12 protein-coding genes and 2 tRNA genes are annotated in these 14,525 nt (G+C 64.0%); 5 read left to right on the top strand and 9 right to left on the bottom strand.

The window, feature by feature from the left end:
- Positions 1-40 precede the first annotated feature (40 nt).
- Positions 41-1,951, top strand: a complete 1,911-nt coding sequence (gene pknB / locus AC4JJG_RS14090; RefSeq protein ID WP_495399568.1) for a Stk1 family PASTA domain-containing Ser/Thr kinase — start codon at positions 41-43, stop codon at positions 1,949-1,951.
- Between the two features lie 226 nt (positions 1,952-2,177).
- Here pknB and AC4JJG_RS14085 read toward each other — a convergent pair whose 3' ends face one another.
- Complete coding sequence (locus AC4JJG_RS14085; RefSeq protein WP_495398271.1) at positions 2,178-2,861, bottom strand: aminodeoxychorismate/anthranilate synthase component II; 684 nt, start codon at positions 2,859-2,861, stop codon at positions 2,178-2,180.
- Positions 2,862-2,998: 137 nt separating this feature from the next.
- Between AC4JJG_RS14085 and crgA the strand changes: the two genes are divergently transcribed.
- The gene (crgA, locus tag AC4JJG_RS14080; RefSeq protein WP_495398272.1) at positions 2,999-3,289 is read left to right on the top strand and encodes a cell division protein CrgA; all 291 of its coding nucleotides are present in this window, start codon (positions 2,999-3,001) and stop codon (positions 3,287-3,289) included.
- Positions 3,290-3,386: 97 nt separating this feature from the next.
- Positions 3,387-3,896: a PH domain-containing protein gene (locus AC4JJG_RS14075; RefSeq protein WP_495398273.1), complete on the top strand. Its 510-nt coding sequence runs from the start codon at positions 3,387-3,389 to the stop codon at positions 3,894-3,896.
- A 150-nt stretch (positions 3,897-4,046) separates the two neighbouring features.
- Here AC4JJG_RS14075 and AC4JJG_RS14070 read toward each other — a convergent pair whose 3' ends face one another.
- Positions 4,047-4,760, bottom strand: coding sequence for a rhomboid family intramembrane serine protease (locus AC4JJG_RS14070; RefSeq protein WP_495398274.1), 714 nt, complete (start codon positions 4,758-4,760; stop codon positions 4,047-4,049).
- A gap of 257 nt (positions 4,761-5,017) precedes the next feature.
- Positions 5,018-5,539 (bottom strand): peptidylprolyl isomerase, encoded by a 522-nt coding sequence (locus AC4JJG_RS14065; protein WP_495398275.1) that lies wholly within the window; start codon positions 5,537-5,539, stop codon positions 5,018-5,020.
- A 104-nt stretch (positions 5,540-5,643) separates the two neighbouring features.
- Here AC4JJG_RS14065 and AC4JJG_RS14060 point away from each other — a divergent pair, with 104 nt between their 5' ends.
- A complete protein-coding gene (locus tag AC4JJG_RS14060) occupies positions 5,644-5,811 on the top strand; it encodes a hypothetical protein (RefSeq protein ID WP_495398276.1) in 168 nt (55 codons plus the stop codon).
- A gap of 58 nt (positions 5,812-5,869) precedes the next feature.
- Positions 5,870-7,000 (top strand): DUF4190 domain-containing protein, encoded by a 1,131-nt coding sequence (locus tag AC4JJG_RS14055; protein WP_495398277.1) that lies wholly within the window; start codon positions 5,870-5,872, stop codon positions 6,998-7,000.
- Between the two features lie 1,999 nt (positions 7,001-8,999).
- On the opposite strand, the gene AC4JJG_RS14050 is transcribed toward AC4JJG_RS14055, so the two are convergent.
- The 6 genes from AC4JJG_RS14050 to AC4JJG_RS14025 form a co-directional block, all read right to left on the bottom strand.
- Positions 9,000-9,698, bottom strand: coding sequence for a hypothetical protein (locus AC4JJG_RS14050; protein WP_495398278.1), 699 nt, complete (start codon positions 9,696-9,698; stop codon positions 9,000-9,002).
- 159 nt (positions 9,699-9,857) lie between these two features.
- A complete protein-coding gene (locus AC4JJG_RS14045) occupies positions 9,858-11,123 on the bottom strand; it encodes a hypothetical protein (protein ID WP_495399569.1) in 1,266 nt (421 codons plus the stop codon).
- Between the two features lie 68 nt (positions 11,124-11,191).
- Positions 11,192-11,773: a DUF8176 domain-containing protein gene (locus tag AC4JJG_RS14040; protein WP_495405782.1), complete on the bottom strand. Its 582-nt coding sequence runs from the start codon at positions 11,771-11,773 to the stop codon at positions 11,192-11,194.
- A gap of 1,483 nt (positions 11,774-13,256) precedes the next feature.
- A tRNA-Ala gene (locus tag AC4JJG_RS14035) sits at positions 13,257-13,329 on the bottom strand.
- A gap of 53 nt (positions 13,330-13,382) precedes the next feature.
- A tRNA-Ile gene (locus tag AC4JJG_RS14030) sits at positions 13,383-13,456 on the bottom strand.
- 280 nt (positions 13,457-13,736) lie between these two features.
- The gene (locus tag AC4JJG_RS14025) at positions 13,737-14,222 is read right to left on the bottom strand and encodes a hypothetical protein (protein ID WP_495398280.1); all 486 of its coding nucleotides are present in this window, start codon (positions 14,220-14,222) and stop codon (positions 13,737-13,739) included.
- Between the last annotated feature and the right edge of the window lie 303 nt (positions 14,223-14,525).

Here is a 14,525-nt window from a genome sequence, read left to right as displayed (position 1 = left end):
CCGGGCGCGCGACGACGCGAGAGATGGTGAGTCCCGAATGATGTCGACGCCTCATCACCTCTCCGACCGCTACGAACTGGGCGAGACCCTGGGTTTCGGCGGCATGTCCGAGGTTCACTACGCGCGCGATCTGCTGCTGCACCGCGACGTCGCGGTGAAGGTCCTGCGCGCCGATCTGGCGCGTGACCCCACCTTCTATCTGCGTTTCCGCCGCGAGGCGCAGAACGCCGCGAAACTGAACCATCCGACGATCGTCCAGGTCTTCGACACCGGTGAGGCCGAAACGTCGGACGGCCCGCTGCCGTTCATCGTGATGGAGTACGTCGACGGCGAAACGCTGCGGGATGTGTTGCGCGCCAACGGTCCCGTCTCGCCGCGGCAGGCCATGACATGGATGGCCGACGTGGCGGCCGCGATGGACTTCTCGCACCGCAACGGCATCGTCCACCGCGACATGAAGCCGGCGAACGTGATGATCGACAAGACCGGCGCCATCAAGGTGATGGACTTCGGCATCGCGCGGGCGATGAGCGATGCGACGTCGACGATGACGCAGACGTCGGCGGTCATGGGTACCGCGCAGTATCTGTCGCCGGAGCAGGCCCGCGGCATCAAGGTCGATCCGCGCAGCGACATCTACTCGATGGGCTGCGTGCTGTTCGAATTGCTGACCGGGGAGCCGCCGTTCACCGGTGACTCGCCGGTCGCCGTCGCCCATCAGCATGTGCACGAGGACCCGCCGTGGCCGTCGGCCATCCGGAAGGACATTCCGCCGGAACTGGACTCCGTCGTACTCAAGGCAATGAGCAAGAACCCGGCCAACCGGTATCAGTCGGCCGCCGATCTTCGGGCCGACCTGATCAAGGTGCTGGCCGGCGGCAAGCCGTCCGCACCCATGCTCCTGTCGGACGAGGACCGCACCGAGTTCATCGATACCGGGCCACGACGGTCGGTGCTCGACACCGGACCGCGCCGCGCCGTCGGCGGTCGCAGCGGGGACGACGACGGCGATACGCCTCGGCGTCGTCGACGCGTCGGACTGATCGTCGGTGCGCTCGCCGCAGCCGTCGTGCTGGTGGCGGGACTGCTGCTCTGGGCACCCTGGGGTTCTGACCCAGCCCGCCAGGTCCCGGTACCGACCGTCGCGGGCAAGTCGTCGACCGCCGCACGAGACCTGCTGGAACGGGCAGGCTTCCGGGTCAAGCAACTCGATGAGCCCAGCCTCGACGTGCCGGTCGGGTCCGCGACCCGCACCACGCCCTCGGAGGCCGTCCTGGCCGACGAGAAATCCGAGGTCACGCTGTACGTCTCCACCGGGCCGCAGCGGCATCAGCTACCCGACCTCAAAGGCAAGACGCCCGATGACGCTCGGGAGGAACTCCGTGTCCTGGGCTTCACGAATGTGAAGACCGATCGGATCGACTCGTCCAACGAACTCAAGGGCAAGGTCGTCAGCAGCACTCCGGTGAATGGCACCAATGCGCCGGTGAACGGACCGATCGTGCTGCACATCGGCGACGGCCCGAAGACCGTCGCGGTGCCGGACGTCACCGGTCAGCAGTCGTCGGCAGCACGGACCGTGCTCGAGCAGATCGGCCTGAAAGTGGTTGCCATATCAGGCGATTCGGACCTGCCCGAGGGGACGGTCATCAGCAGCTCGCCGAACTCGGGAGAGAACGTCGAACAGGGCAGCACCGTGCAGATCACGGTCTCGCGCGGCAACATGTTCGTGATGCCCGACCTCCGCGGCCAGACCCCGGCGCAGGCGCGTGGGACGCTGACCGAGGCAGGATGGTCGGATTCCACACTCACCCGGTCCACCCGGAACGTGCCGCTCGGCAGCCCCGACAACGGACGCATCATCGGCCAGACGCCGGGCGCGGGATCGAAGGTCCGCAAGGACGGTTCGGTGTCGATCGTCGTCGGCAACGGCAGCCTGCTGCCGGGCTAGCGACTGCGATGATCTCGATACGCGACGGGCTCGCTGCGCTCGCTCGTCGCTACTCGATCAGCGAATGGTGCTGATCGAGTAGCCCGAGGCACCAGATCGTGTTTCGCTGATCGAGTAACCCGAGCCGCCAGGTCGTGTTCCGTTGATCGAGTAGCCCGAGCCGCCAGGTCGTGTTCCGTTGATCGAGTAGCCCGAGGCGCCAGCCGAGGGCGTATCGAGATCCCACTCAGCCGAGAGCGGCGGCGACCTCGGCCTCGAGTTCGGCGACGCGACTCTCCGGGATGTCGATCCCGCACACCGACAACCAGTTGGCGAGCATCCGGTGCCCACCCTGGGTCAGGACGCTCTCGGGGTGGAACTGCACGCCATGAATCGGGAGTTCGCGATGCATCATCGCCATCACGATCCCTGATTCCGTCCGGCCGGTCACCACGAGTTCGTCGGGGATGGTCTCGGGCAGCACCGTCAGCGAGTGGTAGCGGGTCGCGGTGAATGGATCCGGCAGACCGGCGAGAACACCCGTGCCGTCGTGATGGACCTGAGAAGTCTTGCCGTGCAGCAACTCCGGTGCGCGATCCACCGTGCCACCGAAGACCGCGCCGATGGCCTGATGGCCGAGGCAGACACCGAGGAGGGGAATCCCTGATCGTCGCGCGACGTCGACCATCGGCATCGTGGCTCCCGCGCGTTGCGGTGTGCCGGGCCCCGGGCTCAGCAGGACACCGTCGAAGCCGGCGGCTGCACTCTCCAGGTCGGCGAGCTCGGGAGCGTCGTTGCGCCACACCACAGCCTCCACACCCAACTGACCCAGATACTGGACGAGGTTGTAGACGAAGCTGTCGTAATTGTCGATGACGAGGATGCGACCGGACACGGATCCGGCTTCCACGTGCGCAGACGGCTCATTCACCCCGCCAGGCTACCCGGCGCGTGCGATACCGTAGAGGGCAACCCGCAGCGGTCCCCACCCGGGATGCGCGGTAATTCGAGACCTGCCCGAGCAGCTCAGGCCGAGTGTGCCGAGCTGTGAGTACAACAGAGGAAGTCATGCCGAAGTCAAAAGTCCGGAAGAAGACCGACTACACGATCAACCCGGCAAGCCGTACGCCGGTGAAGGTCAAGACCGGGCCGTCGAGCTCGGTGTATGTCGCCGTCATGCTCGGGCTGATGTTGATCGGCCTGGCCTGGCTGGTGGTCTTCTATCTCGTCGCCACCCCGAACGGGCTCGGCGCCGACGGCAAGGCCCTGCACTGGATGTACGAGCTGGGCCCGTGGAACTTCCTGATCGGGTTCGCGCTGATGGTCGTCGGGCTCCTCATGACGATGCGGTGGCGCTGATCAATCCTGCATCTGACCAGGGAAAACACATGCGTGTCAGTTATCCACACTGTGGAAATAACATGTGTGTAAGTAGTCCCCACTGTGAGTAAAGCCTGTGGATAACTCAGCCGAACGCTCCACAGCGGCGTGGTCGACGCCGCGCGCCGCCGGGCTCGCGATGGCGGGCGGCGGTCTGATTCTGCTGGTCGCGGCCGTGATCGTCGGCGACCCGGTCGGCGCGCTGATGCTCGGTGTGGCCGGTGTCCTGCTGTTGGCGTTCGCCGCAGCGGCATTGATGATCCGCCCGCGTCTGGCCGTCGTCGACGTCGACGGCCGGACCGCGTTGCAGATCCGCACGATCACCGGGGCGCAGGTCTATCCGCCCGAGCGGATCGATCGCATCCGCGTGCTCGACTTCCGGCGCGTCGGACGACGCAGCGGGCATCTGGAGTTCGACCTCTTGCAGGAGGACGCCCCCGCCGAATCCGCCGACGAGCTGCGCGACGACGTCCGGCTCGTGGTCTTCGGGCGCTGGGATCTGGGCACCGACGTCCGCGACGTCGCCGAAGAACTGCGTCTCCACGGCTTCGACGTCGAGGATGCGCGCGATTCGCCGACTGGCTGATCGGGGTGGGTGGTCTCGATATGCGCCGGGCTCGCTACGCTCGCACGCCGCTACTCGACCAGCAGCAACAGCCCTCGCTCGTCGAGCACGCCACACCCCTCGCTGGTCGAGTAGGCCACGAGCGCAGCGAGTCGCCGTATCGAGACCGGCTCAGCGAAGGATGAGCGGCCCGTCGTACATGACTCCGGCGGCGACGCCGAGGCCGATGGCAATGACCAGCAGGATGCTCGCGGCGACCCATCCGACACGGCTCACCGACTGTCCGGTCCGGGATTCCGCGGGAACCAGAAGTTCCGGCAGGTACAGGATCGCGGCGGTCGAGGCCGCACCGAAGACCAGGCCGCCGACGTGGGCGAGCAACGAGATGTTCGGCACGGAGAACGAGAACACCAGGTTGATCACGATGATCGTGATGACACCGGTCGGCGGGATCTTCGCGCGAAGCACGACGATGAGCATCGCGCCCATCAGGCCGTAGATCGCACCGGAGGCGCCGGCGCTGCTCACGTTGGGCGCCTCGAACCACATGACGGCCGCGCTGCCGCCGAAGAGCGAGGTCAGATAGACGAGCAGGAAACGTCCCCACCCGAGTGCGATCTCCAGATCGCGGCCCAGGATGAACAGCGAGATCATGTTCAGCGCCAGATGCGCGACGGTGAAGTGCAGGAACCCGGATGTCAGCAGGCGCCAGTAGTCGCCGTCGCCGACGAATCCGACGACCAGGTCCCCCTGCCGGAACAGTCCGGCCAGTCCGGCGTCGAAGTTGCCGGCCTGGATGAGGCACACCACGAAGATCGCCACGTTGATGGCGATGAGCCCGTAGGTGACGTAGGGGCGTGTTGCGGTGCGGGTCTGCCGGACCATCGGGCGTACACCGCGTTCGTTGGTCGTGTGGACGACCGAGCGTTGCATCCCGTCATTGCGCAGACAGTCGACGCAGTGCTGGCCGACCGCTGCCGGACGTAGACATTCCGGGCATGCCGGACGCCCACAGCGGCTGCAGGCCAGGCCGGTGGGTCGATCCGGATGTCGCACGCACGCCGCCGGAGAACCGGATTGATGCGGCCCGCTCGCTCCGCTCCCGGCGCCGGCGGCGTGCGTGGAATCGAAAGGTGATTCGGTCAGTTGACTTCGACCTTCTGAATGACGACCTCGTCGAGCGGGCGGTCGGCCCGATCGGTGGAGGTGGTCGCGATCGCGTCGACGACCTTCTGCGACTCCGGATCGGTGACCTCACCGAAGATGGTGTGGCGGCGATTCAGGTGCGGGGTCGGGCCGACGGTGATGAAGAACTGCGAACCGTTGGTGCCCGGGCCGGCGTTCGCCATGGCCAGCAGGTACGGGCGGTCGAACTGGAGTTCCGGGTGGAATTCGTCCTCGAACTGGTAGCCGGGGCCGCCGCGGCCGGTGCCGGTCGGGTCGCCGCCCTGGATCATGAAGCCGTCGATGACGCGGTGGAAGACGGAGCCGTCGTAGAACGGGCCGCTGTTTCCGCCGGAGGCGTTCGGCTGGCTGTACTCCTTGGAACCGTCGGCGAGACCGGTGAAGTTCGCCACGGTCTTCGGCGCGTGATTCGGGAAGAGGTCGACGACGATGTCGCCGCGGTTGGTGTGGAGCGTCGCGGTCTGCTTCGGTGTAGTCACATCTCGATTCAACCATTGATAGGCATTTGTCCCCACCCCCTGTAGGGCGACACCTGAATGACTCGAGGTGACAGCAGCGGTGTCGGACTGGCACGCTTGGGTCCATGGCGAAGAAGTATGTGTGGGCATCCGTGGCGGCGACCGTGATCGCGCTGGTCACCGCCGGTGCCGCGGGCGCCCTGATCCGGCGTTCGCGCCGTGAGGCTCCGCCGGTCGCCGCGACCGTGCCGCGCGTCGAGGACTATCCGAAGCCGGTTGCTGCGGCGTCGTGACCGCGATGCGGGGTGTTCATCCTCGCGCAACGACAATTCGAAACGGTAATTTAGACCAGTGACCTCCGACGACGATCCCCGTCCCGCTGCTCCCGGTTCCGCTGCCGGCAGCCCGGGTGATGGTGGTGCCGACTCGACCGATGCGTCGGGCCCGATGATCTCCGCTCCCTGGGAACGTCGTCCCACTGCGCCCGTGAGTTCCCCGGACAGTGGCTCGTCGCCGTCGGGTTTCTCGCCGCTCGGCGACAATGCGCCGAGCACCATGCCCAATCCCCTGCCTCCGTCGGCTCCGCCGTCGTCGTCGCGGCCGGATGGCACAGGCCCGCAGGGCCCGAATGCTCCCGTTCGTCGCCGGCGTCAGCAGCCGCCACTGCCCGAAGGGGTGTTGCAGTGGGGGCCCGGCGCCGGCCGCACTCCGCCGCTCCGTCGCGGTACTCCCCCACGTCCGGCCCCGGTGTCGCCGACGGGCCTGCAACCCCCTCCGCGCGAACACCGCCGCCCGCCTGCTCCTCCGCCGACCGGTCCACGTACAGGCCCCGGCCCGCGCCCGCCCGGCGGACCTGCTGCGCCGATGCCCCCGGCAGGCGGCCCGCCCCGGCCGGGAGGGCCCCGTCCTCCGGGTCAGCCACCGGTCCCCCCGGCCCGGAATCGTCCCGCCGACTCCGATGACGAGGTTCCTACCTCGCTGTCCCCGGCTCCCACACCGCCCGGTGTCCGGCCGCCGCCGTACCTGGGCGACGATCAGGACGGCGACGCCATCCGGCCGTCGTCCAACCCCCAGGCCACCAGCCGCATCGATTCGGATTCCGAACGCCCACTGGCCTATTCAGCTGCGGCGGCCGCGGCGTCGAACGACGCGCGTGCCGGAGATTTCGACGACGACCTTGTTACGGAGGACCCGGTGCCACCTCGTCCGCGCTCGGACTCCCCGGACAGGCGGGCACCCCGCGGGCGGACTGCCCCCAAGGGCACCAACCGGCTCGCGATCTGGGCGATGGTGCTCTCATTCCTCGGCATCACCGCACCCATCGGCCTCTTCCTCGGCTACCGAGCGCGCAACGAGATCACCCGCACCCGCGAATACGGCGAACCCTTTGCACGCGTGGCCATCTGGATCGGATGGTTCTACATCATCGTCCTGATCCTGGGACTCCTGTTGTACTTCTGGATCGCCGGGCAGGGCAACTGACCCTCGTTAAGGCTAGTGCGACTCATCTCCACTTGGTGAAGCATCTGAAAGGTCGGCCAATGGTACGTCGGACAGTCGTTACAACACTGGTGACGATTTTCGCCTTGTTAGCGATCGTGGGTTCCGGAGTCGCGAATGCGAAGCCCTCACCTGCGCCCCGTTTAGCCTTGTATTCCGAGGATATCGTTGCCGCAGGGAGCAACAGCGGTTGCCGCGGGACAATCCACGCGGCCATCGAGGTCGACCGCGCGAAACCAGGCCGCGCCTTTGTGACGCTGCGGCCCCGTTCCTTTGTCGGCAACAGCCCGGCATGGCGGAAGAACCCCGTCTGCAAAATTCGGATCTACTCCGTCGTGGACTTTTTCCGCTACGGCTGGGGCCGGATCGTCACAGCCGGTCCTCGGGGAGGAGCACCCGTCCGCGTTACTATCCCTACGGGCCCGGGCTTGCACCTTCTATCCTTCGGAGTCAACGGAGCAGGCGTCGGAAACGGCAATTACATCATTGTCCCGTAGGGAAATTCGCTCCCTACCTCAAGCAAGCCACGGAACCTGCGCGTGCAACTCGTTAGCTGCTCTCGATCCAGGTCGTTGACGGCTTGAATCGGGTCGAGTATCGCCTGCCCGTCTGACGCGCGCAGCGGCGGTGCACTCACCACCTGCGAATACACCGTCAGGGAATCGTCTTTATGACGGACTCGGTCTTTCCTGCGGCCCGAGACCCTGCACTCCCGGCATAGCCGACTGCAACTCGTTGTGCCCGGTCTTGTGAGCCTATGAGCTGTCGGAGCCGGGTACCGAGAAGTTTTGATCGCGAGTTGTGATCAGTCCGCGATCCCGGCGTTTCCAGTTTGCATTTCTGGACTGCTGGCTATGGCCAACTGACCCTGCCATCAGTCATATCCGTCCGCGACCCACACCGGTGCCCCGAGAGCCTTTTTCTGGCCACCACCAGTTGGCAGAGGTCTTGGTGGCACCTTGACAGCGCAACTCGTCCGCTGCCTGGCCTTGGACGCGCGTGTCGGCTTTGGTCCAACGACACCCTCTCTGACGCCGCCAGCTACGATCACATAAGGGGATGACCAGTACTCGTCCACGGCCTCCCTGACGCACATCAACGACGAAATGACTGGAAGCTAGAATGCGCGCCTACCGACGTACTATAATTTCGGGCTTGGCTTGTGTTGTGACGACACTCGGACTAGTCGCCGGAACTGGCTCTTCTACGGCGGCTCCACAACTGCCACATGTCACGACATTTGGCGAGACGCTAGGCGTCGTCGGTAATCATTCGAATTGCCGAGGCAGTTTCCACACGGCAGTTACATCTCCGCCCAAGAAACGTGGAGCTGTGCGGCTCACGTTTACCTCCAACGGGTTCACCGGGAATGGCTCGACTTGGAAGCGCAATCCGGTCTGCCGCTTCCTCGTAATGGTTTCCGTCACGGGACCGGTTGGTTTCCAGGTAGAACACCCAGTTGCGGTTGGCTTCGGGCGCAAGCGGGGAGAGCGTGTTGTGAAAGATGTCCGCACCGGATCTGGACTTGTACTGGTGAGTGTCAATGCGTACGCAGTCAACACACCCGTCCGAACACCCGTGTCGATCTCGACCGGCTACTACACAATAGTCCCTTAGCCTAAGGTCAGTTAGCGGATACTCTGAAATAGTCCCGCAGGGGACACGTTGGTATTCTCCTGCGGGACTGTTCTTTCTCACGTACTTAGAATCGAGCAGCAATAATTCATGTAGGAATTCCAAACTGACCCTCAGTTCATTTACCGAATTGCCTATGCCGCCGCCTCCTACCACCGCGTTGCAAATGGATGCGGAGGCCAACGCTTCGGCTGTACCAGCTATTGGCACTCAGATGGTCGTCGAGTCAGGTGCCAGAATCGATGTTCTAGTTCGCCAGTCATCCAGTTCCAACGAACTATCGCCGTGGCCTGACTCTATGGATAACACGTCTGCGAAACCGTGACCGGTCCTTCTTTCGCCCTCGCTACTTGCTATTGGACGTCGCAGCTGCAAGCTCTTGGATGGTTTCCCATGTGTGCTGCCCGAAGCCCTGCCGGGCTTCGCTGTCCAACCGGGCACCGGAACCGAGGACAGGCTCGTAATCAAATCCGATCACCGAAGCAACGTCACCACCGACCGAATCGATCACCATGTCGGTCAACGCTTCGTGATTGAGTGTCGGAATCTGGCAACAGATCACCACCACCGTCCGCTGTAGGGCGCCGGCGCGTTGCCACTGCGTGAGGAACGGCTTCGCCCTGTTCAATAGGTCCGGACGCGGTGCGAGAACGAGGACCGGTGTGATGTGTTGGGCGATCGGGCTTTCCGTCAGATCCGGCAGCGTCGTGAGTGCGCGTGCACCGGCATCGACCACCGGGACTGCGCCCACCTGCCAGGTGTCCATAATTGCGTCGGTGACGGTGCCCTCTTCGGATGCGAGGAACAGACCGGTTCCCGACGCAGTACGCAGGAGTGCAGGGTCCCCACGGCCCTGCAAACGCAACTCGATATCGCAGTCGTTGCCAGACGCATCGACCCACCACGACGCGTCACGCATCGTAGATGCCGCCCGATACTCAGCCAGCAAGGCCGAAATCACCGACGTACCAACGCCGCCCGAAGTACCGCACACCACAGTGGTGCGTTCGTTCCAATCGGGTGGCGTGAGCCCTTCCGGGCTCATGCCACCCCCGTCGTCATGGACCGACATCTCTGAGCAAACCGTCCTTGTGGGTCGCAGCGTTCAGTGTCAATTGCCTGGCACGCTCAGTGTATTGATCCGTGCCATGCGTATCCGGCCGACCCTATCTGTCGCCTTGGCTGAAGGACCTACCGTTCGCAATTAACGAGCGGCAGGAGTCTCCTGCGGCCACAGAACCTCGACTCCCGGCAGAACCGACTGCAGCTGCTTGGTCCCTTGCTTCGTGAGCTGGCGAGCAGTCTTCTCCGCGCCCGGCCCGAGGACCTTGTACGGCGCCATGGCCTGCTCGACCGACCAACCAAACTCCTGATTACCAACCTTGCCCTTCACGTCACCACGAAGATTCACGACATAATCAACGGCCGGAAGTCCGGACTTCGACGCTTTCTCCGACGGCAGGTGGAGCTCGAACTGATTCGCACCGGGATTTGGCAGCGGCTTCGGCTTCGGAGCGTTCGGACGGTCCTGCTTCCACGGTTCCTTCGGATTCGCGCCTGGGTCGCCGGCCCCCAGGGCGTAAGCCAACGCGCCGCCGATCGTGCCACCGATCACAGCACCAGTGGCCGCACCTGCCGCAGCACCTGCAGCGGCACCTCCCGCCAAGCCAACGCCAGCACCTATTAGCGCCCCGGTCGTGGCTAGCGGGCCGTTTACACACCCGGCAACGATCGGCGTACACAAGCCAATCACTGCGCCGACTCCTGCTCCCACAGGCGTGCCAAACGCAGCCCCGACGAGTGCTCCAGGGAGCACCAACGCCGCAGCGCCGGCAGTTCCACCAGCCATCACGCCGATAATCGTCGAAGCGGCTTGACGTGACGCCTTGTCCTTCGGCACGCCCACGGCGATCAGGTTCTGAGCGATCTTCGCTTCGCCGTAAGCCGACCATGCGTTGATCGAGTTCACATCACGCATATTCATCCCCTTGGGAATCGGGGTGATGAAGTTGCCGACGCGAATCTTGTTGGGTGGCGGAGCGATCGGACGCACCGGCGCAACACGCTTAGGTGCCTGCAACGGCGCATTCGGTACCGGGTTGTAGGCATCCTCGTATTGCTGGGGTGCAGCCTGCGGGGTGTACTCCACGTACGGAGCCTCCTGCGGCGGTCCCGGAATCGACCCCGGGCCCGGGCTGGTCACTGCGGGAGGTGCGGGGGCAGGCTGCGGGGTCGGTGTGGTGCCGCCCTGCTCCGGTGCGCTCTGCTCGGGCGTGGTGCCACCCTGCTCGGGTGCGGAATCGCCGGGGTTGGTGCCACCCTGCTCGACCGCGGATGCGGCACCGGCGCCGAGGCCGGCGGCGATCGACGCCGCGAGGACTGCCGAGGTGACGGTGGTGAGCACCGGCGACCGACGGTCACCTGTCTTCAGCGCATGACGGGCTCTGCGTTTGATCGGTGGCTGACTCATCGGTGTTGTTTCCCTTTCACTGACAAAGTGTGAAGCACAAAAGGTGTGGCGGTCGGTGCGATGCATGGTCACTTCACCGACTTAATGGACGCGATCCAATATTTTCCGTCGGTCTGAACGGTTTGGATCAGCTGCCGATACACGATCGGTGTCGCAGCACCGGCCGGTAGTTCGGTGAGGACCACGTTGTACGAGTTGTTCCCCGCATCGGTGATCGTCAGGCAGTGGCGTGTGCCCGCTGCGCGCTGGTCGATGAACCCTTGCATCGCCTTCTCGGGTGCGACCGCGTTGGGGGCTGTCACGGCGCGCGCCTTCGCGGCGGACCGAAGCTCGTAGTACGCGTAGTTGAAGGCCTTGATGACGGCGGGACCGGACATCTGGTCTCCCGCGTCGTTACCGGTCGTCGTGCCGTTGCTGCTTGTCGCCGGGCAGTCGCCTTCCGCACTCGACGTCGCATCGGTGAGGGTGGTCGTGGCGCTTTCCGGCCCGGCGACTTCACTCTCGTCTCCGGCCATGCGCACCACACCGAACCCTGCGAGGCCCAGGACGAGGATCAGAACAGCGGCACTTCCGATAAGCAAGCCACGGTGGCCCTTCCACCAGCTGGGCTTCTTGTGCACGGGATCCGACTCACCGTTGCCATGTGCCACGCGTGTGCGTTTTGCTTCGGCATCGAGAAAGGACTCGAGGTCGGAGGATGCGCCGACACTCGATGGCCGCTCGGGAATGAAGGTGGTCGGCTCTGGGGCAGGGACAAATGCCGGTGACTGTGGCGCGAACGAGGGCTCCGGAGGAGTTGGAACAGGCTCCCACTGTGAATCCGACTCGGGCGCGAAGGGCTCGGGGTATACGGCCGATTCCTGACGGTCCGGCGAGGCCACAGATCCGTTGGCAGCGCGAGCACCGGACAGCGCGAGGGCAAGCTCACGCGCAGGGCGGGTGTCAGTCGCGGGCCAAGCCTCGACATCAGCGAACCACCATATGCCGCCAGTCTGACCGGACGTCACTCTCACACCTCCCCCACGGGCATTCAGTGTCCTGCAGACACGCTTGTACGCGCGCGTCGAACAAACTGGCGTGTGTCACCAGTCTGGGCGGTGTATCACCAGGTCATCGGTACGACGAAACCCACGTCAACACCCCGGACCAGATACACCATGCCTATCCCCCGACGTGCACGGGCAGATTACCGTATCGGCCCAGCGCACTGCACATCGCAGCGACTCATGTCACTACAACGCGTCGTTCACTCGAATGACACGGGTCGCACGTCTCCTATCGGACCGGCGCCCGATGATCTCTGGGGCCGAAATGCCTCCCGTGAACCATCGCGCCGGCCGTGAGAACTATGGGACGAGGATGTAAGCACCGTTCGGATACGAAAATCCGCGGGGTTCGAAGTACAACCACTGAAGACCCGATCCCGGACGCAGCACATGAGTAACGGACTTGCCACCGCGCGGTCCTGCAGTCACACGCTTGATGTGCTTACGTTGCAGTGTGTAGTAGTCAACATAATTGAGGGTCGCCATGACATCGATACTGCAGACAGGACTTCGTTTCCACTTCGGGCCGTCACCGACGAAGCGGCCGGGCGTGTAGGTTGCGTAGACCACACCACGTTTGCGGGGGTCGGTCTTCAAGTTCACACGGATAGGCCCACGGCACCCACTGTTACCGCCGACAGCCCACATCGTGTCTCCACCTGCGCCGGCCCAAATCATTTGAGCTGGGCCGGGCTTAGCGGTTGCGGCACCTCCCCCGACCACAGCCCCAGCCGCAGCCAGCGCTGCAACTACAAAGCCTGAGACGAGCTTCTTGATCCCGGTCATAGCCACGGCCTTCCCGCAGTAAGGTCCACCCGAAAATGCGACTGCTGCTCCAGCCATGCAGAGCTAATCGTGCGCAGCCTGAGCAGTTGTGGAGCGCTTCGAAAGACTAACCCAAGCCGGGCAGATCGCATAGGAGGGGGCAACGATTCATGCGGCTCCCCTGCACCGCGACACATGAATCCAGGACCCTAGTCGACCCTAATCAAGTGGAGCCGGTCGATTAGATCAGTTCATGAGCAGATGATCGACGCAGATTCTGAAGGACCTCAGAGAGCAGGACCAAAACTTGCTTACTTACTTGTGGAGCCTAGGAGATTCGAACTCCTGACATCTGCCTTGCAAAGGCAGCGCTCTACCAACTGAGCTAAGGCCCCGTACCGACCGCACTGGTCGGCGGGTGCGAACACGGTGCGGACACCACTCGCAGTGGGCCTAGGAGGACTTGAACCTCCGACCTCTTCGTTATCAGCGAAGCGCTCTAACCGCCTGAGCTATAGGCCCGTGAACCGAGGTGTGACACTACCCGACGAGCGCGCGTCCAGCCAAAACGCCTGTTCGGAAGCGGTCTTTTGCTCCCCCTTCGGTCCCGGCTCGGCCGCCCATACAGTCAAGCTCCCACCCGGCTCTGTTCGGGAGCACGTGGTGGGAGCTTGACCCATCGTTCACAAACGCGGCTGGTGCTTTTCATGGACGACAAGGATCCCGCGACAATCTGGACTGGCACCACCACTTAACTGGACCAGTACAAGAGAATACGTAAAGTGCCGCTTTCTTCCGCTTGTCAGGGAACAAGATAATAGCCACCAACAGGTGACCCTGCGCCCAGCGTCGTGACGTTCAGTGCCTGAAAACCTGATCCCGATCGATAAGCCTTCGTTACCGACCTGCCCACTTTAGGGCCTGCAAGGAACTTGAAAGCGCGCTTTGGCGCGAAAGTCTGGCCCCAGCCCACGGTCGGCACGAGATCAAGACGGCAAACGGGATTTCGTCGCCATCCGGGTCCGTCGCCGACAAATCGACCTGGCGTATACGTTATGTACGTCATGCCCGGCCGCGCAGGATCGGTTTTCACCAGAACACGGATCGGACCACGACAGTTGTGATTGGTACCGATAGCCCAGATAGTATCGCCCGCATTCACTGCCCACCACAACTGTGCCGGACGAGGCTTTGCCTCAGCGGCACCAATGCCACCAACAGTGAGACCCGCAGCTGACATCAGTACCACGGCCACCGCAATAACAGCGCGGCCGAACTTCTTCTGCATCTTTCCCTCCCAACCTCTACTACTTGTCACCTCTGGTCAAGCTCCGTGAGCATACCGCCTATTGCCCCTGCAACGAACACAGGTCGCTTGACCACGGGCTTTTCTTCACAGTGTCTGAGCGCCGATGTCTCATGTCTCATGTCTCATGTCTCATGTCTCACCGACGACGCGTACCACGGCGGTGTCCCGCTACGAAATTCTTACCGAGCAAACCCAACGCACTCGGGTTATCGGTTCTGACGGGGTAATGATGGACGGCCTTTCATGGCCAAGTCGCCCCCTGCGGCCTGATAAAGGCGCAGC

The organism is Gordonia sp. B8661-1 (genome assembly GCF_059427765.1).
This window is presented reverse-complemented; position numbering and strand designations above follow the sequence as displayed.

What these genes read in the sequence shown, in the direction of transcription:
- AC4JJG_RS14050 (WP_495398278.1), bottom strand. Translation starts at nt 9,698, where the DNA reads ATGAGCCCGGAAGGGCTCACGCCACCCGATTGGAACGAACGCACCACT.
- AC4JJG_RS14045 (WP_495399569.1), bottom strand. Translation starts at nt 11,123, where the DNA reads ATGAGTCAGCCACCGATCAAACGCAGAGCCCGTCATGCGCTGAAGACA.
- AC4JJG_RS14025 (WP_495398280.1), bottom strand. Translation starts at nt 14,222, where the DNA reads ATGCAGAAGAAGTTCGGCCGCGCTGTTATTGCGGTGGCCGTGGTACTG.
- AC4JJG_RS14060 (WP_495398276.1), top strand. Translation starts at nt 5,644, where the DNA reads ATGGCGAAGAAGTATGTGTGGGCATCCGTGGCGGCGACCGTGATCGCG.
- pknB (WP_495399568.1), top strand. Translation starts at nt 41, where the DNA reads ATGTCGACGCCTCATCACCTCTCCGACCGCTACGAACTGGGCGAGACC.
- crgA (WP_495398272.1), top strand. Translation starts at nt 2,999, where the DNA reads ATGCCGAAGTCAAAAGTCCGGAAGAAGACCGACTACACGATCAACCCG.
- AC4JJG_RS14070 (WP_495398274.1), bottom strand. Translation starts at nt 4,760, where the DNA reads ATGGTCCGGCAGACCCGCACCGCAACACGCCCCTACGTCACCTACGGG.